Source organism: Methylobacterium sp. SD274 (assembly GCF_017355285.1).
In the GTDB taxonomy this organism is placed as follows: Bacteria; Pseudomonadota; Alphaproteobacteria; order Rhizobiales; family Beijerinckiaceae; genus Methylobacterium.
Map to the genome: position 1 here is coordinate 45,606 of NZ_JADIJP010000005.1, position 21,009 is coordinate 66,614.

The following is a 21,009-nucleotide window of genomic DNA, read 5'->3' on the forward strand; positions in this document are numbered from 1 at the left end:
CCCTATCCGGCAGGAATCGAGCGGGCCAAGCGTGGTTCGGTGCCGGGAGCGCGGCTCATTCGGCCGCGAACAGCCCCGGCATCTCGGGCTCGACGCTGCCCGGCAGGCTCGCCTTCGGGTCGCCGGGGCCGGTCTCACAGCCGAGCGACGGCAAAGCGATGACGCGGTTGCCGCGAAAATCCATGCGGCAGACGATGGTGCCACGGGTCTCGACATAGGCGAGCAGACGCCGTGCCCGGCCCGGCGAGCGGCTGCCGATGGCGCGGGCCAGGGCCTCGTCGCCGGGGCAGGGCTCTCCCGCCAGAGCGGCGCGAGCGAGCAGCAGGAACAGGCCCTGGACCTCATCGGGCAGGGCGGCGGCAGCGCTTTGCGCCTCCTCCCAGCGCCCGTCGCTGTCGGCCGGGGCGCCCTGCCCGTCGATTCCCGCACGGGCGACGCCGAGGCGGCGGCGGAAGGCGGCGAGAGTGAGGGACTCACCGTCGAGCCCACGCATGCGGCAGCGGACGAGGAAGTCCTGGTAGATCACCGCCACCGGCTGACGCCCGGCATCCGGGTCGGTGGCGATGCCCCGCAGGATCTCGTCGAGCCCGGCACGCAGATCTTCCTCGCTCAAGGGCTCGGGCGCCTCGGCGGGTTCGGGCCGGTAGGCACTGAGCTCACGCAGCAGATCGGCCGGGCTGGCGCGCGGTGTCGGAGGGGTGCGCGGAGCCGGGGCCCAGGAGGCAGGGCCGTCCTCGGCCGAGCGGGTGAGGATCAGGGCGCGTAGATCCGCATCGGCGGGGGCGGGGAGCGGCACGAGCTTCGGGGAGCCCGAGCGCGCCGAGGTGGAGACCGGACCGATGCGCAGGGCCAACGGCCGACGGCTCAACGCGGGCCCGAGGGCCACGAATTCGCCGCGCGAGAGGTCGCGGAACCGCTCGGCACCGCGGCGGTCAAGGCCCAGCAGGTCGGCGGCGCGGGCCATGTCGATATCGAGGAAGGTGCGGCCCATCAGGAAGTTGGTGGCTTCCGCCGCCACGTTTTTCGCGAGCTTGGCGAGGCGCTGCGTGGCGATGATGCCCGCGAGCCCGCGCTTGCGGCCGCGGCACATCAGGTTGGTCATGGCGCCGAGGGAGGCCTTGCGCGCCTCGTCGGAGACGTCGCCGGCCGCGGCCGGTGCGAAGATCTGCGCCTCGTCGACGACGACGAGAACGGGGTGCCAATGGCTGCGCTCGGCCTCGAACAAACCGCCGAGGAAGGCGGCGGCCGCGCGCATCTGTGCCTCCATGTCGAGGCTCTCCAGGGTGAGCACCACGGAGACCCGGTGGGCGCGCACCCGCGCCGCGATGGCCTGGAGATCGCCCTCGCCATGGGCACCATCCACCACCACGTGGCCGTAAGCCTCTGCCAGGGTGACGAAATCGCCTTCGGGATCGATGATGACCTGCTGGACCGAGCCGGCGCTCTGTTCGAGCAGCCGCCGCAGCAGATGCGACTTGCCCGAGCCGGAATTGCCCTGGACCAGGAGACGGGTGGCCAGCAGCTCCTCGAGATCGAGCCGGGCGGGCTCTTCGCCCGGGCCCATGCTCAGCCCCATCTCGATCCCGACCGTCATTCCCGCTCCGCTGTCCCGCAACCCGTCCGCGACGATGGCGACCCTAGCACGGATGGGCTCAGGCGACCTCCCCCTGCCCTTCCCACATCCACAGGGACGCTCCAGGAGAAGAATAGGTCCATCATCCTAGGACAACTAACGCAGGCCTTTTGTCCTAGGAACATAGCCCTTCTCGAGAGGAAAGCCTCGAATGAGCAGTGGGACGGATGCGTTGCATTTTCCTGCCGGACTCCCTTGCCGGCTCGCCCGGGGCATCTAGTTCGCCTGTCATGAACACCATCCTCGTCGTCGCCCTCGTCTGCGCCTCCACCGTCCAGGCCCCGGATTGCACGCGGGAGACCGCCCTCGACGTGATCACCGGGCAGGCTCACACCCTGCAGGAATGCCTGATGCAGGGGCCGGTCCTCGCGGCCAATGCCGGCCACGGCGCCGACAAGGACAGCTACGTGAAGACCCGCTGCGACCAGCGGCGCTGACATCCGGGAGCGCGACCCTCATGAGCGACGACGTCAGCCCGGACCGGGCGGTGATGATCCGCTTGCGCGCCCGCCTTGCGGTGGTGGAGCGGGCAGCGTGGTTCGGCTTCGCCGAGGCGATGCGCCGGCAGCCGGAGGAGACCGAGGCCTATATCGCGGCAGAGCGCGCCAAATGCGCCGCCGGCTTCGCCGGGCCGAAATGGGCACGCGACCTCAGCGATGCCGAGCGGGCGATGCTCGGCGCCGAGGTCGATGCCGGGCTGGCGCAGCTGGTGGAGGACGCCAAGGAGGCGTGAGCCTTACGGGCCTCCCTCCTCGCGCATCTTCGGGCGCTGCTCATCGCGACCAAATCACATTGTCGGTCGATTTGCGGCAAAATCGCAACAGATCGTCGATTTTAAGAGTGTTGCGGAAGAGAATCTCGACTTCCACCTGAAAACCCATGATTGCTCCCCTGATCGACTGGGGAACATCCATGGCCACCGTTCAAGTTGAAGATAACTACTTCGATATTGAAGCAATCCATGGCGCATGGTCCGCAGGATTTCTCAGAAAGACATCGGCCACCAAATATACGCTCTCGCGCGACGATGGCACCTCCTATGGAATGGAACTAGTAGGATCCGGGTTCCAATACACAAAAAGCGGAGACATCAAAGCCGGGACGATCAAGTCGATCAGCCTGATCCACGTCGATGGATCAACGCAATGGACGATGTCGGGACTTTCGCTCAACGCGAATGCCTTTCGTATTGCACTGACCGATTCGAGTTTCGATGATAAGGGGCCGCTCCTCAAGCTGTTCGCCCCCATTGCACTGACCGTCTACGGTGCGTCTCTAGACGATAAGTTCTTCGGCGGCCAAAAGGCCGATACCTTTCTCGGCAGTTTCGGTTCGGATACCTTCGTGGGTGGCTCCGGCAAGGATGCGATCGACGGAGGGATCGGGGATTACGATGTCGTAGACTACAGTCGCGAGTCCGGTGGCAGGGCCATCAAGGTCGATCTCGAGAAGGGCACGGCGACCGATACCTACGGATTCGTGGATTCGATCAAGAACGTCGAGTTGATCATCGGTACGGGCAAGGCCGATTCCTTCATGGGATCGAAGACGGCGTCCTACGAAGCGTTCAGCGGCGGTGCCGGCGCGGACATCATCAACGGCGGCGGCGGAACCCACAACACGGTCCGGTACGACATCACGGCCTCGACGGGTGTGATCGTCGAACTGGCGGGCAATCCAGATGGGAGCGGCTTTGGACGCTCCCTCTCCCCGCTTGAGGATGACAGGTTGATCGGCATTCAAGACGTCGTGGGAACGAGAAGCGACGATACGATCATCGGCTCCAATGAAAACAACATCCTCTCCGGCCTCGCGGGCGCCGATCATCTCGACGGCGGACGAGGGATCGATACGGTGGATTATTCTCTCGAAACCGGATGGGGCACCGGCATTAGGGTAAACTTGGAGCAATCGTCCGGCTACGACTTGATGGGAAAAAAGGATGATCTGATTTCCATCGAGAACGTCACTGGATCGGGGTCGAGAGATTTCATCACGGGCTCTCAGATCAGGAATACGCTCTTCGGGCTCGACGGCAACGATACGCTTCGAGGTCTTGCGGGAAACGACCGCCTGTCGGGTGGCGATGGAGCCGACATTCTCTTCGGAGGTCTCGGCAAAGACATTCTGACGGGCGGTTCGGGCCACGACACCTTTGTCTTCGATAGCACGCCGAATGCCGTGTCGAACGTCGACCGGATCGTCGACTTTTCCGTGTCCGACGACAGGATCAGGCTCGATCACCCTGTCTTTGCCGCCCTCGCGAAGGGCCATCTCACCTCCGACGCCTTCATCATCGGCGCCAAGGCCACCGATGCCGATCATCGGATCCTCTACAATTCCAAGACCGGCGCAGTGTCGTACGATGCCGACGGCAACGGCGGTGCGAGTGCCGTGCAATTCGCCACACTCGACGCGAACCTCAAGCTGACGGCGGACGATTTCTACGTTCTGTAGGAGCGTCGAGAACCACCTTGGGGGGACCTCACCCGCCCCACAGGTCCCGCCAGGCGGGCGGCATCGCCAGCCCCGGCAGGCTCGTCGCTGCGTGAATTCCGATCGCCACCGCACGGGCGAGCGTGTCGGCCGCCGCCGCGCCGATGCGGGCGAGGTCCGTGATGGGGTCGGAGAGCGCGACCCGGCCGGTGGAGACCGCGAAGACCGCATCACCGTCGAGCGGGGTATGAACCGGGTGGATCGCCCGCGACAGGCCGTCCTGTGCCATCACCGCAAGGCGGCGGGCCTGGGCCTTGGTCAGGTCCGCGTCAGTGGCGACGATGGCCAGGGTGGTGCTGCTGCCGGGCAGAGCCTCGCGCGGCCAGGTGAAGGCGTCCGCCGGCATCGGATCGGGGAAGCCGAGAGCGCCGAACTCCCCCTCCCGCTCGAAGGGTGCGGCCCAGAAATGCCGCCCCTCCCCCACCGTGACCCGGCCGAAGGCGTTCACCGCCACCAGCGCGCCGACCCGCGCGGGCGTGCCGTCCACCAGGGAGGAAGCCGAGCCGAGGCCGCCCTTGAGGTTGGCCGTGCGCGCGCCGTAGCCCACGCCGACGGTGCCGAGGGCGACATCCTCGGACGCAGCGGCGGCGGCCGCGTAGCCGAGGTCGCGATAAGGCGAGACGCGGCCCCACTCCTTGTCGCCGCCGTTGAGGAGATCGAACAGGATCGCGCCGGGCACGATGGGGACGCGGATGTCGCCGATGGGAAACCCCCTCCCCCTCTCGGCGAGCCAGGCCACGACGCCGGCGCCCGCATCGAGGCCGAAAGTCGAGCCGCCGGAGAGGACCAGGGCGTCGATGCGTTCCACCGTGCGCTCGGGGTCGAGGAGGTCGGTCTCGCGGGTGCCCGGCCCGCCGCCGCGCACGTCCACCCCGGCCACCACCGGGGCGTCGAACAGGATCGCGGTGGTGCCGCTCGCCACCCGCGCGTCATGGGCGTGGCCGACCCTGATACCGGCGATGTCGGTGATGCGGTTGCGCATCGGAATCCTCCGAATCTCGCGGATCCTCCAAATGTCTCTCAGAACGATCTCATGCCGGGGCGGTCGGGGCCAGCGGCGACGGGTTCCGGCGGCGTCTTGGCCCGCCGCGCGGCGCGGAGGGAATCGGCGGCATAGAGGGCGAGCGCCAGCCAGATCAGGACGAACAGGACCAGTCGATGCGGCTCCAGCCGCTCGCCATAGACGAGGACGCTGAGCCCCAACAGGCAGGAGGGGGCGAGGTATTGCATCAGCCCGAGGGTGGAGAGGGTGAGGCGCTGGGCGGCGGCGGCGAACCAGATCAGTGGCAGGGCGGTGGTGACGCCGGTGAGGAGCAGCAGCGCGAGCCGGACGGGATCGCCCTTCACCACAGGCTCGGCGAGGCCGACGAGGTAGATTCCCGCGAGGGGCAGGAGCAGGAAGGTCTCGGCGGCAAAGCCCACCATGGCGTCGACCCCCACGACCTTGCGCACCAGCCCGTAGAGCGAGAAGCTGGCGGCGAGGCACAGGGACAACCAGGGCAGGTGCCCGGCCAGCACCACTGCGAGCACCACCCCGGCGGCGGCGAGCCCCACCGCCACGGCCTGGACCGGCCGCAGCCGCTCACCGAGGACGAGGGCGCCCAGCGCCACGCTCATCAGCGGGTTGATGAAGTAGCCCAGACTCGCATCGAGCATGTGCCCGGACTGGACCGCCACGAGGTAGAGCAGCCAGTTGACGGCGATGAGCCCCGCCGAGACGACGAGGAGGAGATGGCGCCGCCTCAGGGGAAACGGGTTGCGCACCCGCCGGCGCAGGATCGCCAGCAGGGCGACCACGAGCACGCTCGACCAGACGATGCGATGAGCCAGGATGCTGCCGGCCGGCACGGCATCGAGCAGCCGGAAATGCACCGGGACGACGAGGCCCCAGCTCAGATAGGCACCGAGCGCGTAGATCAGACCCACGACGTTCCTCCCCTCCCTTGCGAGGTTGGGACGGGGTTTACACCAAGTCTCGCGGGACGGCTCCGGTGGGGGATCGGGGAGCCGATCTGGATGGAGAGACCGTTCGGTTCCGCGACGGGATGACCGTGATCGGGAGCGGCAGAGCGGCGGTTTCTTGCTCGAAACCTGTCGCCTGTCATCGACCGCTTTGCCCCTTAGCGGCCCCGGGGAAGGTCAGCTTCGGGGCAAAGAACCCTGAAAGCCGCCGTTGAAGCCTTCAGTTGCCGAATGCACGAGACCGTCACTTCCTCAGCGGCACGCCCTTCGTGGTGAAACGCGGCGCGCCCGGATGGCGCATGGGGCGCGGCTGGCCCTGTCCCTTGCCGGCACCGAGCCCCGTTCCCGGCGGCTGCGAGGACGGAATCAGCTGGTCCGGCCTCGGCCCGATGAGATCGGCGCGGCCCATGGCCCGCAGCGCCTCGCGCAAGATGGGCCAGTTCTCGGGGTCGTGGTAGCGCAGGAACGCCTTGTGCAGCCGGCGCTGCCGCATCCCCTTGATCGCGTCGACGGGCTCGCTGCCGCCGCGCCGCACGCCCTGCAACGGGTTGATCTCGGTGTGATACATGGTCGTGGCCGTCGCCATGGGCGAGGGCAGGAACGTCTGGACCTGATCGGCGCGATAGTCGTTCTTCTTGAGCCAGACGGCGAGGTTCATCATGTCCTCGTCGGTCGTGCCCGGATGCGCCGCGATGAAATACGGGATCAGGTAGTATTTCTTGCCGGCTTTCTTGGCGGCGGCGTCGAACATCTCCTTGAAGCGGTCGTAGGTGCCGATGCCCGGCTTCATCATCAGGTCGAGGGGGCCGCGCTCGGTGTGCTCGGGCGCGATCTTGAGACGGCCGCCGACGTGATGGGTCACGAGCTCCTCGACATATTCGGGGCTTCGCACCGCCAGATCGTAGCGCACGCCGGAGGCGACCATCACCTTCTTCACGCCCTCCACCTCGCGGACCTTGCGATAGAGCCGGATCAGGTCGTCGTGCGAGGTGTTGAGGTTCGGGCAGATGTCCGGGAAGACGCAGGACGGCAGGCGGCACGCCGCCTCGATCTTCGGGTCCTTGCACGCCATCCGGTACATGTTGGCCGTGGGTCCACCAACGTCCGAGATCACGCCCGTGAAGCCCGGCGTCTTGTCGCGGATCAGCTCGATCTCGCGCAGGATCGAGCCCTCCGAGCGGTTCTGGATGACGCGGCCCTCGTGCTCGGTGATGGAGCAGAAGGTGCAGCCGCCAAAGCAGCCGCGCATGATCGTCACCGAGAACTTGATCATGTCCCAGGCGGGGATCTTCGCATCGCCGTAGGAGGGATGGGGGGCGCGGGCGTAGGGCAGGTCGTAGACCGCATCCATCTCCTCGCTGGAGAGCGGGATCGGCGGCGGGTTCAGCCACAGGTCGCGGTCGCCGTGGCGCTGGACGAGGGGGCGGGCGTTGCCGGGATTGGCCTCCCGGTGCAGCACCCGCGAGGCGCGGGCATAGGCCTCCTTGTCGTCCTTGACCTCGTCATAGGCGGGGAGCCGGATCACGGTCTCGCCGGGGCGGCGGCTGGCGGCCTCGTCGGCCGAATCGAGATCGTCGGCGGGCAGCTCGGTGTAATGCTCGGGCACGCGGCGGAACAGGGCGACGCCCCGGACGGAGTCGAGCTCGTGCGGCGCCGCGCCGGCCGCGAGGCGGTTCGCCACCTCGACCACGGCGCGCTCGGCATTGCCGTAGAGCAGAAGGTCGGCCTTCGCGTCCGCCAGGATCGAGCGGCGCACCTTGTCGGACCAGTAATCGTAATGGGCGATGCGGCGCAGGGACGCCTCGATGCCGCCGAGGACGATCGGCACGTCCTTGTAGGCCTCGCGGCAGCGCTGCGTGTAGACGATTGTGCAGCGGTCCGGGCGGGCGCCGCCTTGTCCGCCCGCCGTGTAGGCGTCGTCGCTTCGCAGGCGACGGTCCGCCGTGTAGCGGTTCACCATCGAATCGAGATTGCCGCCGGTGACGCCGAAGAACACATTCGGCCGGCCGAGCGCCTTGAACGGCTCCGCCGATTGCCAGTCGGGCTGCGCGATGATGCCGACCCGGAACCCTTGCGATTCGAGGAGCCGGCCGATGATCGCCATACCAAAGCTCGGATGATCGACATAGGCGTCCCCCGTCACCAGGACGATGTCGCAGGCATCCCACCCGAGCGCGTCCATCTCGGCGCGGCTCATGGGCAGGAACGGCGCCGCCTTCCGGAGAGGCTGCAGGTTGCAGGCGAGGGGAGCCACGGATCGACTCGGGGAAGCTTGAAGGTCCATGGGGTCCGTGCATAGACCGCCCAGGCCGCAAGCTCAACGAAAGGTCGAATTCGAATAAGAGGCCTTCCAAAAACCATCGGCGGCTCGAGATGGGTGGCGAGCCGCTTACCCGGCCCGAATTGCTGCCGGCCGCTTCACACCTCGCTCCGCCTCCCGAGGAACGGGCGGCCCCCAATCACCGCCGTGGCGGGGTGATCGGGTCGCCGCGCAGGAGGGCGTTGAGACGTTCGGTGTCGAAGCCGTCCGTGGCCTTCGGCTTGGCCGGGACGGGTTTCGCGGAAGCGGTCTTGGTCACCGGGGGCTTGCCCGCCGAGGAGGCGGAGGGCTTTGCCGAGGCGGGCTTCGCGCCCGTCGGACGGGGGGCCACCGGGCCTGTGGTGGAGAGGACGCCCGGCTGGAGCAGGGTCGGGATCGAGCCGGTATCCTGAGGCTCGCTCACGATCGGAGCCTGCACTATCTGTGGCGCGGGCGCCGCCGGAAGATGGGCCAGCCGGTCGGCGCTGACGAATCCGATCGCCAGGATGCTCAGCCCAAAGACGCTGCCGATGACGAGGAAGCGCAAGATACGCACGCGATACGCTTTCTACAAATACTCAACACCTTGATCACCGGTTTTAAACCAAGGCCGTTAACGAACCCGAGCATCGGCGGGCGGCCGGACCGTGCCATTTTCTGACCCTTTCTCATGTCGCTGGCAGGAGACGGTCACAGGATCTGGCTGAGGAAGGCTTGTGTCCGGGAATGCCGGGGCCTGTCGAAGAAATCGGCCGGCGGAGCGGTCTCGATGATCTGGCCCTCGTCCATGAACACCACGCGGTCGGCGATCTCGCGGGCGAAGCCCATCTCGTGGGTGACGCAGAGCATGGTCATGCCGCCGCGCGCCAGCTCGGCCATGGTGTCGAGGACCTCCTTCACCATTTCCGGGTCGAGGGCCGAGGTCGGCTCGTCGAACAGCATCACCTTCGGGCTCATGCACAAGGCGCGGGCGATCGCCACCCGCTGCTGCTGCCCGCCCGAGAGCTGGCCGGGAAACTTCCCCGCCAGCTGCGGGATGCGGACGCGCTCAAGATACTCCATCGCCAGCGCCTCGGCCGCCGCCCGGCCCATCCGCTTCACGTGGATGGGGCCCAAGGTGCAGTTCTCCAGCACGGTGAGATGGGCGAACAGGTTGAAGTGCTGGAACACCATGCCGACCTCGCGGCGCACGGCGTCCACGCTCGCCTGCGCGCTGGTGAGTTCGGTCCCATCCACCCGGATCGTGCCCTGCTGATGCGCCTCGAGCCCGTTGACGCAGCGGATCAGGGTCGATTTGCCAGAGCCCGAGGGGCCGCAGATCACGATCTTCTCGGCCTTCGCCACCGTGAGGTCGACGTCACGCAGGACGTGGTGGGCGCCGAACCACTTGTTGACGCCGGAGAGCGCGACGGCGGGGGAGGTCTGCGGTGCCTTCAAGGATTCACTCGTCATCGTCTCTCTCCCGCCGCGAGGCGGCGTTCGATGAACCCGGCATAGCGCGCCATGCCGAAGCAGACGGCGAAATAGACGAGGGCGGCGAAGATGTAGGCGGTGGCCGGGATGGTGGCAGCCGACCAGCGCGGATCGGCGCGCGAGGCTTCCAGCACGCGGATGAAATCGCTGATGCCGACGATGGAGACCAGGGTGGTGTCCTTGAACAGGCCGATCATCGTGTTGACGATGCCGGGCAGCGCCACCTTCAGCGCCTGGGGCAGGATGACGAGGCGCAGCGCCTGGCCCCGGCCGAGGCCGAGTGCCGCCGCCGCTTCGGCCTGCCCCTTCGGCACGGTCTGCAGCCCGCCGCGCACCACCTCGGCCATGTAGGCGGAGGCGAAGAGCGCGATGCCGACGAGGGGCCGCAGCAGGCGGTCCACGGTGATGTCGCCGGGCAAGAACAGCGGCAGCATCACGTTGGCCATGAACAGCACCGTGATCAGCGGCACGCCACGCCAGAACTCGATGAAGGCGGTGGAGAGCACGCGCACCACCGGCATGGTCGAGCGCCGCCCCAGCGCCAGCAGGATGCCGAGCGGCAGGGAGACGACGATTCCCACCGTGGCCACCACCACGGTGACGAGGAAGCCGCCCCACAGGCCCGTCGCGACGGTCTTCAGCCCGAGGGAGGGCGCACCGGAGAGGAGCAGGTAGGCCAGGACCGGGAAGACCAGGAAGGCGAAGAGCGCGCCGAGATCGCGCCGGGGCGCCCCGAGCCAGAGCATCCATCCAGCGGCGAGAGCGAGCAGCGCGACGGCGAAGTTCGGGCGCCAGCGCTCGGCGGCGGGGTAGGAGCCATAGGCGAGGTAGTTGATCTTGTCGGCGATGAAGGCCCAGCAGGCCCCGACTGGCCGCCCCGCCACTTCCGGCCGGCAGGCATCGCCCGATGCGCCGGTCCAGACCGCATCGATGACGAGGAAGCGGATCGCGATGGGCAGCAGCCAGGCGAGCAATCCCAGGATCAGTAGGGTGGTGAGCCCGTTGGCGAAGCTCGAGAACAGGTTCCGGCGCAGCCAGCCCAGCGGTCCGCCGACGGTGGCGGGCGGCGGGCGCGAGGCGTCGAGATCGGCGCGGACGAATCCCTCCATCCTCAGCGCTCCACCATGGTCACGCGGCGATTGTAGAGGTTCATCAGGAAGGCCGTGGCGAGGCTGAGCGTGAGGTAGACGGCCATGGTGATCGCCACCACCTCCACCGCCTGGTTGGTCTGGTTGAGCACGGTGCCCATGAAGACGTGGACGAGGTCGGGATAGCCGATCAGCACGGCCAGCGACGAGTTCTTGGTGACGTTGAGATACTGGCTGGTGAGCGGCGGCACGATCGCCCGCATCGCCTGCGGGACCACCACGAGGCGCAAGCTCTGGCCCCGGCTCAGCCCCAGGGCGGAGGCCGCCTCCCCCTGCCCCCGCGCCACGCTGGAGAGGCCGGCCCGCACGATCTCGGCGATGAAGGCGGCGGTGTAGGTGGAGAGCCCGAGCACCAGGGCGGCGAATTCCGGCAGGATCGGCAACCCGCCCTCGACATCGTAGGGGCCGCGCGCCGGCCAATCGACCGCGACCGGATGGCCGGCCAGCGCCAGCCCGATCCAGGCGAGGCCCGGCAGGAGGATCGTGAGGGCGAGCCCCGGCAGCCAGGCCCGGACCGGAGGCAGGCCGGTCTCGGCTGCGCGGCGCGCCCGCCGTCGCAGGAGCGACAGGGCGGCAATGCCGGCGAGGAAAGCGATCGGCACCAGCCAGGCGGCGCCTGAGAATTCGGGGCTCGGCAGAACGAGACCACGCTGCGAGACGAAGGCGCCTCCCAGGCTCGCAGGAGCCTCGGCCGAGGGCAGGGCCACCCGCACGGCCACGTACCAGACGAGGAGTTGCAGCAGCAGCGGCACGTTGCGGATTGCCTCGACATAGGCGGAGGCCAGCCCGCGCGCGAGGAGGTTCGGCGACAGCCGGGCGATGCCCACCACGAAGCCGATCAGCGTGGCGAGGACGATGCCCAGCGCCGCGGCGAGCAGTGTGTTGCAGAGCCCGACGAAGAACGCATCGAGATAGGTCGAGGTCGCCGCCGCGTAGGGGATCAGCCGCTGGCTGATGTCGAACCCGGCATTGCGCGACAGGAAGCCGAACCCGGCGACGATGCCCTGTTTCGCGAGCTTCTGCGCGGCATTGCCGGCAGCGAGATAGACGAGGCCGGCGACGGCGAGCGCCAGGAGGATCTGGAGCGCGAGGGCACGCAGGGAGGTCTTTCGGGATTCAGCCATGACGGCATCCTCCACGCGCAACCCCTCTCCCCCCTGCGGGAGAGGGTGGCCTTCGCGTCAGCGAAGGTCGGGTGAGGGGAGCGCCCTCTCCGGAAAGACCTGTGCCGGCCCCTCTCCCGCCCGCTCCGCGGGCACCCTCCCCCGCGAAGGGGGGAGGGTCTTGCTCCCACACGCCCCTCACCGGATCGGAGGCCCGTATTGCAGGCCGCCCTGGTTCCAGAGGCCATTCAGACCGCGCGGGATCTTCAGCGGTGTCTGCGCGCCGACATTGCGCTCGAAGGAATCACCATAATTGCCCACATGGCGGACGATCCGGTAGGCCCAATCGGTGGTGAGACCGAGGCCCTCGCCGTATTTGCCCTCGAGGCCGAGGATGCGCTTCGCGTCGGGGCTGAGCGCCGATCGGCGCATCTCCTCGACATTGGCCTGACCGATCCCCGCCTCCTCGGCGTCGATCATGGCGTAATGGGTCCAGGCGACGAGATCGCGCCACTGATCGTCGCCCTGACGCACGCCGGGGGCGAACGGCTCCTTCGAGATCGCCTCGTCGAGGATGACGTGCTCGTCCGGATGCGCCGTCTTCAGGCGCTCGCCGTAGAGGGAGGATTTGTCGGTGGAATAGGCGTCGCAGCGGCCGGATTCGTAGGCGCCCAGCGTCTGCTCGCTATTGGCGAAGGTGACGACCTTGTAGGTCAGCCCCCGCGTGCGGAACCAATCGGCGAGGTTGAGCTCGGTGGTGGTGCCCTGCTGCAGGCAGATCGTCGCCCGGTCGAGCTGTTTCACCGACGTGATGGCGAGGGACTTTCGCACCAGGAACCCCTGCCCGTCATAGAAGGTGATGACCGGAAAGTTCATGGCGGCGGTGTCGCGGGACAGGGTCCAGGTGGTGTTGCGCGACAGGACGTCGATCTCGCCCGATTGCAGGGCGGTGAAGCGCGCGGCCGAGGATTGCGGGATGAACCGCACCTTGGCCGGATCGTCGAAGATCGCCGCCGCCAGCGCCCGGCAGAAATCCACGTCGAGCCCGCGCCACTGGCCCTGGCTGTCCGGAATGCTGAACCCCGCGACCCCGCCGCTGACGCCGCAGACGAGATGCCCCCGCGCCTTGACCTGAGCGAGGGTGCCTTGGGCGGAACCGTTCTGGGCGAGGGCGGGAGTGAGGCAGAACAGCATGATCCCCCCGACCCAGAACCTCATCCTGAGGTGCTGCGAAGCGGCCTCGAAGGAGGCCTCCAGCCAGCATCGCGCGATCTGGAGGCCTCCTTCGAGGCCGCCGCTGCGCGGCGTCACCTCAGGATGAGGTGAACGGGTCGGATGAGGCGTCGACGATGCCGGGAGACCGTTGATCATACCCGCGCATTGCAAAGGATCGGCAGGCCCGGTCAAGGGCTTCCGCTTGACGCCATTGCACAGGCGAGGCTCAGGTTGCGGCGCAACCGCCCTCCCCGCATACGGGTTTCCATGTCGAACACCCCTCCCCGCGATCCCGCCCGCTTCGGCCCGGCCACACGCCTCGTCCATGCGGGGCGCGATCCGTCCGCGCAGCATGGCTTCGTCAACACGCCGATCTATCGCGGCTCGACGGTGCTGTTCCCGACCTATGACGACCTGCAGCACCGGCGCGGGCGCTACGATTACGGCACCAGCGGCTCGCCGACGATGGATTCGCTCACCCAGGCCTGGAGCGAGCTCGCCGGGGCGGCGGGTACGGTGCTGACACCCTCCGGCCTCGCCGCCCTCACGGTCGCCCTCATGAGCGTGGTGAGCGCGGGCGACCATCTCCTCGTCACCGACAGTGCCTACCGCCCCACCCGCATCTTCTGCGACGGGGTGCTGAAGCGCTTCGGCGTGGAGGTGACCTATTACGATCCCCTCGTCGGCGCCGGCATCGGCGCTCTGATGCAAACGAACACCAAGGCGGTTCTGGTGGAGGCGCCGGGCTCGCAGAGCTTCGAGATGCAGGACGTGCCGGCCATCGCGGAGGTCGCCCATGCGCATGGCGCCGCCGTCATCATGGACAATACCTGGGCGACGCCGCTGTTCTTCCCACCGCATGAGCGGGGCGTCGACATCGCCGTGGAGGCGGGGACCAAATATCTCAGCGGCGGCTCGGACCTGCTCCTCGGCCTCACCTCGGCCAACGAGCGATACTGGCCGGCGCTCCACCGCACCTTCGAGCATTTCGCCATGTGCGCCGGGCCGGAGGATGCGTTCCTGGCGCTGCGCGGCCTGCGCACCATGAACCTGCGCCTGCGCGAGCACGAGCGCCAGGGCCTCGCCATGGCGCGCTGGCTGCAGGCGCGGCCGGAAGTGCTGCGGGTGCTCCACCCGGCCCTGCCGGAGGATCCCGGCCACGCCATCTGGAAGCGGGACTTCTCCGGGTCGTCCGGCCTGTTCGGAGTGGTCCTCAAACCGGCTCCGGCGAACGCCGTGGCGGCGATGCTCGACGGGCTCGAACTGTTCGGGATGGGCTTTTCCTGGGGCGGCTTCGAGAGCCTCGTCATCCCGTTCGATTGCCGGACCTACCGCACCGCCACGCGCTGGGAGCCGGGCGGACCGGGCTTGCGCTTCCATATCGGCCTCGAGGAGATTTCGGATTTGCAGGCCGATCTCGATGCCGGGTTTTCGCGGTTACGCGCCGCGATGTGAGGCGCTCTTCGTAAGACACGGCGCACCGTCATCCCGGGTCGCCAAAGGCGAGCCCGGGATCCAGAGCCGCTGCCGGTGCATCGCCTTGCGCTGTCGTCGCTTCTGGATTCCGGGCTCCGCTACGCGGCCCCGGAATGACGGCGGATGACGATCGTGAGGGGGTTTTCCAAAACAGAAAAAGGGTCTTTCACGGCGCCAGCCAGGTCCCCGCCCAGCCGTCGCCGTCCCGCTTCCAGGCGGCGCGCCGGTGTCCCCGCCGGTCGAGGAATAGGAATTCGAGCCGGGTGGCACTCACCTGAACCGCGCAGAAATTTGGCCGGCCGGCGGCGATGGCCGCGTCGGTCTCCGGTAGGGAATAGCCCTCGCCCGAGGCGAGTTCGGTGCCGGGCCCCGGCGCCACGCCGTAGCAGACCCGGCTCATCGCCATCGATCCGTCCCAGGCGGCATCCGCCAGGGCATCGTCGGTATGGAGCGTGGCCGGGCCCGAGACCCGGATCTGGACCTTGCTCGCCGAATCGTAGCCGTGCAGCGCGGCCCGGCCGGAGGCGGCGATCTCGGCGGCCTTGCGGGACCGGCGGTCGCAATGGAAGCGCAGGATCCCGGTCCTGCGCTCGGCCTCGCGCAGGACGATGGTGCGGACCTGCGGGCAGCCGTCGGAATCCACCGTGGCGAGGGCCGGCATGTGGAAGGCGTTGCGGCGCAGCCTCGGCCCGTCCTCCAGAAGCTGCCAGAGATGGGCCAGGCTGGCGTCGAGATCGTCGAAGAAATCCGGCAGCGGAATCGTCGGGGGAGTCATGCCGAGGACGTCACGGAACGGGATCCGCCCCGGACTTCCGGCGCTTTTCCTTCAGGATCAGCGCGACGTTGCGGAGATAGATGCCGGTCGAGAGGGCCTGCCCGAAGATGATGACCGGCTCGCGCCGCACCAGCCCGTAGACCAGGGTCATCAGCCCGCCCGCGATGGAGAGGAACCAGAACGAGAGCGGCATGACGCTGCGGCCGGCCTTCTCGCTCGCCAGCCATTGCAGGATGAAGCGGGCACCGAACACGACCTGGGCCAGGATGCCGAAGACGAGCCAGCCGTCGAACTTGGTGACGAAGATGTCGTAGGCGTAGCCGCTCAGGTCTTCCGAAAGCTGCATCAGCATGGGTTCAGGCCTCCCCACCGGTCACGAGAGCGCTCTGCGCCGAAGTGGATGCCGGTTCGGCGAAAAAAGAGCGTGGCACGACAAAGGTCTAGATCTCCACCGCCTCGGGCGAGGGCCGCTTGCGGCGGATCAGCCACCACACCCCCGCGAGATCGAGGAGGCCCACCCAGAGCCGGTCGAACAGGCCGTAATTGGAACGCCCGGTGAAGCGCGGCCGGTCGACCACGTCGGCATGGACCACGCGGTAGCCCTCGCGGGCGACGAGGGCCGGCATGAAGCGGTGCAGCGCATCGAAATAGGGCAGCGCCCGGTAGACCTCGCGCCGGAACACCTTCATGCCGCAGCCGGTATCGCGGGTGTCGTCCTTGAGGATGCGGCCGCGCACGCCGTTGGCGATGCGCGATTGCAGGGTCTTCAGGCGCCCGTCCTTGCGGCCGACGCGCTGGCCCTGGGCCAGGCCCGTGCTCCGGCCGCCCTCCTCCAACGCTGCCACCAGGGCGGGGATGAAGGCCGGATCGTTCTGGCCGTCGCCGTCGAGGGTGGCGATGAGGGCGCCGCGCGCCACGGCGACGCCGCTGCGGATCGCGGCCGATTGCCCGCCGCTGCGGGCATGGCGGACCACGCGCAGCCAGGGCCGGGTACGGCGCAGATCGCCAAGGACCGCCCCGGTGGAGTCGGTGGAGCCGTCATCGACATAGATCACCTCGAACGGGGCGAGGGCCGAGCAGGCGCGCTCGATCTCGGTGACGAGGCTCTCGACATTGCCGGCCTCGTTCTTCACCGGGACGACGATGGACAGGCGGGTAGAGGGGGCTGTGTCGGTTTGGGTCACGGGGTCACCGCATAGGCCGAGAGGTCGATCCGCCGGCCGCTGTTGATGTTGAAGCCGGAGACCCGGCCGACCGGGGCAGCCTTGACGGGGGTATCCTTAGCGCGTGTCTCCGCCCGCCGGAACTCGTCCAGGAACGGCTCGGTGACGAAGACGAGGCGGCAGCCGCCCCCTGCCAGGAACTCCGCCGCCTCGGCCCCGGTATTCAGCATGGCGAGGTCCGTCCCGATGAGGAAGACGAGGCTCGGCTCGCGGTAGCCGAGGCTGGCGACCTTCGGGGCGGCGCAGGGCAGCCCGTCGCGGAGGGCGGCGAGGCGCGGCGAGACCTTCAGCGCCGCGAGCACCGGCTGGGTCAGGCCGAACACCGCCGGCGAGAGCAGGGCCGAGGCCAGGATGGCGCAGGCCAGCGCCCGTTCGGGCAGGCGGCGGGCGAACAGCACGACAGCGAGGATCGCGGCGGCGCAGGAGGCCAGCAGCAGCGGCAGCCCGGCGACGGGGATCACGTGGTCGAAGGTCCAGGCCACGCCGACGAGGCCGAGGGTCAGGCCGACCGGGATCAGCACCACCAGGGCGGCCACGGCCCTGGCTCCCCGCCGGCCCGGATCGAGGGCGCCGCGCCCCACGGCCAGGAGGGTGAGGATCGCCACGGCCGGCATCAGCGGCAGGACGTAATGCGGCAGCTTGGTCGGCACGGCCTCGAACAGGATCCAGGCAGGCACGATCCAGGCGAGGAGGAACGCGATCGCATCGTTGCGCCGATTGGCGAAGGCGAAGGGCGCGCTCAGCGCCGCGAAGGCGGCTCCCGGCCAGAAGGTGGCGAAGAACACCGCCAGATAGGTGCCGGGCGGCGCGCCGTGCTTCTCGGCGGCTCCCCCCACCTTGCCGAGCATGTCGCGACCCACCGCCTCGCCGAAGAACGCGCCGCCGCTCTTCCACGCGATGGCGACGAACCAGGGGGCGACGATGGCCAGGGTCAGCCCGAGGCCGAGGCCGGGACGCAGGTCCATGAGCCAACGGCCGGACCGCTCCTTCAGCGACAGCGCGAACGCGGCGAGCCCGACGAAGAGCGGCACCATAGGCCCCTTGATCAGGATGCCGATCGCCATGGCCAGCCAGAACACCAGCACGGTCGTGAGATCGGGCCGGCCCCGCGTCCGTCCGGGCGTGATCCGGCCGAGCCAGACCCGCGCCAGCGCGCCCATCGCGGCGACCGAGCAGGCGGTGAGGAGGGCGTCCGTCTTGGCGAGGCGCGCCTCCGCCGAGATCATGATGCAGGCCGAGAACAGGGCGGCGGCGACGAGCGCGCCCCGGCGCGGCAGGAAGGCGAGGGCCGCCCAATAGGTGACCAGGCTCGCCAACAGCGCGCCGATCAGCGAGGGCACGCGGTAGAGCGCGATGGTGGTGCGGGCCCGGTCGACCCCCAGGGCCTCGGCCCCCTTCACCACCGTGGCCTGCACCCAGTAGATCCCCACCGGCTTCTTGTGGCGCGCCTCGCCCTGGAAGCGGATGTCGACGATGTCGCCGGTCTCGATCATCTGCTTCGAGGCCTGGGCGAAGCGCGGCTCGTCGCGGTCCATCGGCTGGAGCGAGACGAAGCCCGGCAGGAAACAGACGAGGCAGAGAGCCAGGAGCAGGGCGCAGGCGCGGGCATGGCTCGCCGAGGCCGCCTCGATCAGCCTGTCGAGGAAGCCCGCTCCATCGCCGGGCGGGACGGCATGTCCGGCATCGGCGGTTCTCATGAGACGGGACGCAGTGGGGCGGACATGGGGCGGCTCCGGGCCGACGGGCAGCCCTTGACGATCGGTCGATGCCGCGACGGGCGGCGGTGTCGATGATGCGGCCGGGAAAGTCAAATTCGCCCGCATCGGAGGAGCGCTGCCAGGATCACGCAAAAGCAGCGAAACGACGGCGGTAATCACCGGGCGTCGTCGCGATCCGGCGCAGGAAGACCCGGCGCAGGGTTTCCTCGGCACGAAGGCCACAGCGTTCGGCGATGCGCTTCAGCGGCAGGTCGGTCTCCTCCAGCAGCCGGCGGGCGGCCTCGAAACGGATGCCCTCGATCGCCTCGGCCGGGCTGCGGCCCGTCGCGGCGCGGTAATGCCGGGCGAAACTGCGCGGGCTCATCCCGGCCCGGTCGGCCAAAGCGGGGATCGTCAGATCGGCGGCGAGGTTCTCGCCGATCCAGGCATGGAGGCGACCGAACCGGTCGTCGCCGCCCTGGAGCGACAGGGCCGCGCTGAACTGGGCCTGCCCGCCGGGCCGCTTGAGGAACACGACGAGGTGACGCGCCACGGCCAGGGACATCTCCCGCCCGAGATCGGCCTCCACCAGGGCCAGCGCGAGATCGATGCCCGCGGTGACCCCGGCCGAGGTCCAGAGCGCGCCGTCGCGGATGAAGATCGGGTCGGCCTCGACCCTCGCCGCCGGATAGAGGGCCCGCAGGGCATCGCAGCGGGTCCAGTGGGTGACCACGCGGCGGCCGTCGAGGAGGCCCGCCGCACCGAGGAGGAAGGCCCCGGTGCAGACCGAGGCGACGCGACGCGACAGGGCGGCCCGGCCGGACAGCCAGGAGACCAGGCCGGGATTGTCGAGATGGGCATGAACCCCTCGCCCGCCGGCGACGATCAGCGTGTCGATGGAGCCGGAATCCGGAACCAGACCCTCGGCGGTCAGTGCGAGACCCGAGGAGGTGACGACGGAGCCGGCACGCTCGGCGACGACGCTGACGCGATAAGGGGATGGCCGTCCGGCGTCGACGAAAAGGTCGTTGGCGGTGGCAAAGACCTGGAGCGGACCGGCTACATCGAGGAGCTGCACCCCCGGATAGGCCAGGATCGCCACGGTGATGATCGCCCCGGCGAGGGGCGGCTCCAGAAGCGGGTGGTTTGGCAGGATACGAGGGTTTTTGGTCATGTCGGCCGGCAGCCTGCGCCGGTACCGTCGGATCTGTCCAGCCGCGGCCTTTCCGTTGCCGCCCCCTCCCGGAGACCCTTGCCATGCCCCAGACCGAGATCCGCTTCGAGATCGGCCTCCTGACCTTCGAGGGCGTGCAGCAGCTCGACCTCACCGCGCCCTACGAGGTCTTCGCCTCGCTGCCCGGCGCGCGCGTCCATCTCGTCGGCCTCGACCGCGCCACCATCGTCAGCGCCACCGGGTTGCCGCTGACGCCCACGACGGATCTTACCGCCTGCCCGCCCCTCGACCTCCTCTGCATTCCGGGCGGGATCGGCGTGAACGCCCTGATGACGCACGCGCCGGTGCTCGATTTCGTGCGCGCCCAAGCCGAGCGGCCGATCCTGGTCACCTCGGTCTGCACCGGCGCCCTCATCCTCGGGGCAGCGGGCCTGCTGCGGGGGAAGCGCGCGACCACCCATTGGGGCGCCCTCGACCTCTTGGCGGCCTTCGGGGCGATCCCGGTCGACGAGCGGACCGTGCGCGACGGACGGATCATCACCGGGGGCGGCGTCACCGCCGGCCTCGATTTCGCCCTCGCGGCGGTGGCCGAGCTCGCGGGCCGGACGGAAGCCGAGACGATCCAGCTGGCCCTCGAATACGCGCCGGCCCCGCCCTTCTCGGCGGGCCATCCCGGCACGGCCTCGCCTGAGGTGGTCGCGGCTGCCCGCGCACGATTCGCCGCCTCGCGCGCCGCCCGCGAAACGATCATCGCGGGGATCACCGGGAACGGGGGGTTCTGAGCCTCATGCGTCATCGGGCCCGGCGGCGAGGGCATAGACCGCGTCGCCGAGGCGCTGGAACGGACCGTCGGGCCCCGAGCGCTTCCACAGCCGGGTGTTGAGGGCCGCCACCGGGTCGATGCCGGGGACCGACAGGCCGCGCAGGGTCAGGCCCTCCAGGATCTCGGCGGCGTGGAGAGGCCGGCCTGCCTCCTCGAGGATCTCGGAGGCCGCCTCCATGAGGAGACGACCCTCGCGCCGGGCCTGCGACCGGTCGCCGCCGGATTCGCCCACAGGCTCCTCGCTTGCCGAATCCTGCGGCGGGGCGACCGGGGCCGGATCGCGCCGCCCGTCCCCCGCCCCTCCGCTAGGCTCGGATATCCGGCGGCCGATATCGAGGAATAGCGTGAGGTCGGCGATGGCCCGCTCGATCCGGGCCCGCTCACGATAGAGGTCGGAGAGGCGCGTCTCGGCCTCGGCTTCCGTCAGGAACATGGTAGCACCTCTGGAATATTCCAATTACGGAATATCTAGCAGAAGGCGTGCCGGTATGGAATATTCCTCTCGGATATTC

Annotated in this window: 20 protein-coding genes; 5 read left to right on the plus strand and 15 right to left on the minus strand. The window is 68.9% G+C overall.

Annotated features, from left to right (window positions below; genetic code table 11):
• Positions 1–55 precede the first annotated feature (55 nt).
• Positions 56–1,594: an ATP-binding protein gene (locus IPV08_RS06375; protein WP_207411216.1), complete on the minus strand. Its 1,539-nt coding sequence runs from the start codon at positions 1,592–1,594 to the stop codon at positions 56–58.
• Positions 1,595–1,863: 269 nt separating this feature from the next.
• Between IPV08_RS06375 and IPV08_RS06380 the strand changes: the two genes are divergently transcribed.
• From IPV08_RS06380 to IPV08_RS24915, 3 genes are all read left to right on the plus strand, one after another.
• Positions 1,864–2,070 carry a hypothetical protein gene (locus IPV08_RS06380; RefSeq protein WP_056425674.1) on the plus strand — a complete coding sequence of 69 codons (207 nt, stop codon included), beginning with the start codon at positions 1,864–1,866 and terminating at the stop codon, positions 2,068–2,070.
• Positions 2,071–2,090: 20 nt separating this feature from the next.
• Positions 2,091–2,366, plus strand: coding sequence for a hypothetical protein (locus IPV08_RS06385; protein WP_056425677.1), 276 nt, complete (start codon positions 2,091–2,093; stop codon positions 2,364–2,366).
• Between the two features lie 146 nt (positions 2,367–2,512).
• Positions 2,513–4,090 carry a calcium-binding protein gene (locus IPV08_RS24915; protein ID WP_207411217.1) on the plus strand — a complete coding sequence of 526 codons (1,578 nt, stop codon included), beginning with the start codon at positions 2,513–2,515 and terminating at the stop codon, positions 4,088–4,090.
• 28 nt (positions 4,091–4,118) lie between these two features.
• Here IPV08_RS24915 and IPV08_RS06395 read toward each other — a convergent pair whose 3' ends face one another.
• The 8 genes from IPV08_RS06395 to IPV08_RS06430 form a co-directional block, all read right to left on the minus strand.
• The gene (locus IPV08_RS06395; protein WP_207411218.1) at positions 4,119–5,111 is read right to left on the minus strand and encodes a P1 family peptidase; all 993 of its coding nucleotides are present in this window, start codon (positions 5,109–5,111) and stop codon (positions 4,119–4,121) included.
• Positions 5,112–5,149: 38 nt separating this feature from the next.
• Positions 5,150–6,055 carry an EamA family transporter RarD gene (rarD, locus tag IPV08_RS06400; RefSeq protein ID WP_207411219.1) on the minus strand — a complete coding sequence of 302 codons (906 nt, stop codon included), beginning with the start codon at positions 6,053–6,055 and terminating at the stop codon, positions 5,150–5,152.
• Positions 6,056–6,335: 280 nt separating this feature from the next.
• The gene (locus tag IPV08_RS06405) at positions 6,336–8,375 is read right to left on the minus strand and encodes a YgiQ family radical SAM protein (protein WP_207411220.1); all 2,040 of its coding nucleotides are present in this window, start codon (positions 8,373–8,375) and stop codon (positions 6,336–6,338) included.
• Positions 8,376–8,550: 175 nt separating this feature from the next.
• Positions 8,551–8,946, minus strand: a complete 396-nt coding sequence (locus tag IPV08_RS06410; RefSeq protein WP_207411221.1) for a hypothetical protein — start codon at positions 8,944–8,946, stop codon at positions 8,551–8,553.
• Between the two features lie 134 nt (positions 8,947–9,080).
• On the minus strand, positions 9,081–9,842 hold the full coding sequence (locus IPV08_RS06415; RefSeq protein ID WP_207411222.1) for an amino acid ABC transporter ATP-binding protein: 762 nt from the start codon (positions 9,840–9,842) through the stop codon (positions 9,081–9,083).
• Positions 9,839–10,972, minus strand: a complete 1,134-nt coding sequence (locus tag IPV08_RS06420) for an amino acid ABC transporter permease (RefSeq protein ID WP_207411223.1) — start codon at positions 10,970–10,972, stop codon at positions 9,839–9,841. The genes IPV08_RS06415 and IPV08_RS06420 overlap by 4 nt, the downstream gene beginning before the upstream one ends.
• A gap of 2 nt (positions 10,973–10,974) precedes the next feature.
• On the minus strand, positions 10,975–12,135 hold the full coding sequence (locus IPV08_RS06425) for an ABC transporter permease subunit (protein WP_207411224.1): 1,161 nt from the start codon (positions 12,133–12,135) through the stop codon (positions 10,975–10,977).
• A 177-nt stretch (positions 12,136–12,312) separates the two neighbouring features.
• On the minus strand, positions 12,313–13,308 hold the full coding sequence (locus tag IPV08_RS06430; protein ID WP_207411340.1) for an amino acid ABC transporter substrate-binding protein: 996 nt from the start codon (positions 13,306–13,308) through the stop codon (positions 12,313–12,315).
• A 288-nt stretch (positions 13,309–13,596) separates the two neighbouring features.
• On the opposite strand from IPV08_RS06430, the gene metC reads away from it, so the two are divergent.
• Positions 13,597–14,784 carry a cystathionine beta-lyase gene (metC, locus tag IPV08_RS06435; RefSeq protein ID WP_207411225.1) on the plus strand — a complete coding sequence of 396 codons (1,188 nt, stop codon included), beginning with the start codon at positions 13,597–13,599 and terminating at the stop codon, positions 14,782–14,784.
• Positions 14,785–14,971: 187 nt separating this feature from the next.
• Here the strand turns inward: metC and IPV08_RS06440 are convergent, their stop codons facing one another.
• The 5 genes from IPV08_RS06440 to IPV08_RS06460 form a co-directional block, all read right to left on the minus strand.
• On the minus strand, positions 14,972–15,580 hold the full coding sequence (locus IPV08_RS06440; RefSeq protein ID WP_207411226.1) for a pyridoxamine 5'-phosphate oxidase family protein: 609 nt from the start codon (positions 15,578–15,580) through the stop codon (positions 14,972–14,974).
• A 10-nt stretch (positions 15,581–15,590) separates the two neighbouring features.
• Positions 15,591–15,932: a lipid-A-disaccharide synthase N-terminal domain-containing protein gene (locus tag IPV08_RS06445; protein WP_056425711.1), complete on the minus strand. Its 342-nt coding sequence runs from the start codon at positions 15,930–15,932 to the stop codon at positions 15,591–15,593.
• Between the two features lie 88 nt (positions 15,933–16,020).
• Positions 16,021–16,764 (minus strand): glycosyltransferase family 2 protein, encoded by a 744-nt coding sequence (locus tag IPV08_RS06450; RefSeq protein WP_056425714.1) that lies wholly within the window; start codon positions 16,762–16,764, stop codon positions 16,021–16,023.
• Positions 16,761–18,500 (minus strand): glycosyltransferase family 39 protein, encoded by a 1,740-nt coding sequence (locus IPV08_RS06455; protein WP_207411227.1) that lies wholly within the window; start codon positions 18,498–18,500, stop codon positions 16,761–16,763. The genes IPV08_RS06450 and IPV08_RS06455 overlap by 4 nt, the downstream gene beginning before the upstream one ends.
• Positions 18,501–18,645: 145 nt before the next feature.
• Positions 18,646–19,674 (minus strand): GlxA family transcriptional regulator, encoded by a 1,029-nt coding sequence (locus IPV08_RS06460; RefSeq protein ID WP_207411228.1) that lies wholly within the window; start codon positions 19,672–19,674, stop codon positions 18,646–18,648.
• Between the two features lie 83 nt (positions 19,675–19,757).
• On the opposite strand from IPV08_RS06460, the gene IPV08_RS06465 reads away from it, so the two are divergent.
• Complete coding sequence (locus IPV08_RS06465; RefSeq protein ID WP_207411229.1) at positions 19,758–20,456, plus strand: DJ-1/PfpI family protein; 699 nt, start codon at positions 19,758–19,760, stop codon at positions 20,454–20,456.
• A 3-nt stretch (positions 20,457–20,459) separates the two neighbouring features.
• Here IPV08_RS06465 and IPV08_RS06470 read toward each other — a convergent pair whose 3' ends face one another.
• Positions 20,460–20,930 carry a winged helix-turn-helix domain-containing protein gene (locus tag IPV08_RS06470; RefSeq protein WP_207411230.1) on the minus strand — a complete coding sequence of 157 codons (471 nt, stop codon included), beginning with the start codon at positions 20,928–20,930 and terminating at the stop codon, positions 20,460–20,462.
• Positions 20,931–21,009 lie beyond the last annotated feature (79 nt).

Coding starts and splice junctions, on each gene's coding strand:
- IPV08_RS06395 (WP_207411218.1), bottom strand. CDS start 5,111: ATGCGCAACCGCATCACCGACATCGCCGGTATCAGGGTCGGCCACGCC.
- IPV08_RS06455 (WP_207411227.1), bottom strand. CDS start 18,500: ATGAGAACCGCCGATGCCGGACATGCCGTCCCGCCCGGCGATGGAGCG.
- IPV08_RS06420 (WP_207411223.1), bottom strand. CDS start 10,972: ATGGAGGGATTCGTCCGCGCCGATCTCGACGCCTCGCGCCCGCCGCCC.
- IPV08_RS06470 (WP_207411230.1), bottom strand. CDS start 20,930: ATGTTCCTGACGGAAGCCGAGGCCGAGACGCGCCTCTCCGACCTCTAT.
- IPV08_RS06425 (WP_207411224.1), bottom strand. CDS start 12,135: ATGGCTGAATCCCGAAAGACCTCCCTGCGTGCCCTCGCGCTCCAGATC.
- IPV08_RS06380 (WP_056425674.1), top strand. CDS start 1,864: ATGAACACCATCCTCGTCGTCGCCCTCGTCTGCGCCTCCACCGTCCAG.
- IPV08_RS06385 (WP_056425677.1), top strand. CDS start 2,091: ATGAGCGACGACGTCAGCCCGGACCGGGCGGTGATGATCCGCTTGCGC.
- IPV08_RS06430 (WP_207411340.1), bottom strand. CDS start 13,308: ATGCTGTTCTGCCTCACTCCCGCCCTCGCCCAGAACGGTTCCGCCCAA.
- metC (WP_207411225.1), top strand. CDS start 13,597: ATGTCGAACACCCCTCCCCGCGATCCCGCCCGCTTCGGCCCGGCCACA.
- IPV08_RS24915 (WP_207411217.1), top strand. CDS start 2,513: ATGATTGCTCCCCTGATCGACTGGGGAACATCCATGGCCACCGTTCAA.
- IPV08_RS06405 (WP_207411220.1), bottom strand. CDS start 8,375: ATGGACCTTCAAGCTTCCCCGAGTCGATCCGTGGCTCCCCTCGCCTGC.
- IPV08_RS06465 (WP_207411229.1), top strand. CDS start 19,758: ATGCCCCAGACCGAGATCCGCTTCGAGATCGGCCTCCTGACCTTCGAG.
- IPV08_RS06440 (WP_207411226.1), bottom strand. CDS start 15,580: ATGACTCCCCCGACGATTCCGCTGCCGGATTTCTTCGACGATCTCGAC.
- IPV08_RS06445 (WP_056425711.1), bottom strand. CDS start 15,932: ATGCTGATGCAGCTTTCGGAAGACCTGAGCGGCTACGCCTACGACATC.
- IPV08_RS06460 (WP_207411228.1), bottom strand. CDS start 19,674: ATGACCAAAAACCCTCGTATCCTGCCAAACCACCCGCTTCTGGAGCCG.
- IPV08_RS06415 (WP_207411222.1), bottom strand. CDS start 9,842: ATGACGAGTGAATCCTTGAAGGCACCGCAGACCTCCCCCGCCGTCGCG.
- IPV08_RS06375 (WP_207411216.1), bottom strand. CDS start 1,594: ATGACGGTCGGGATCGAGATGGGGCTGAGCATGGGCCCGGGCGAAGAG.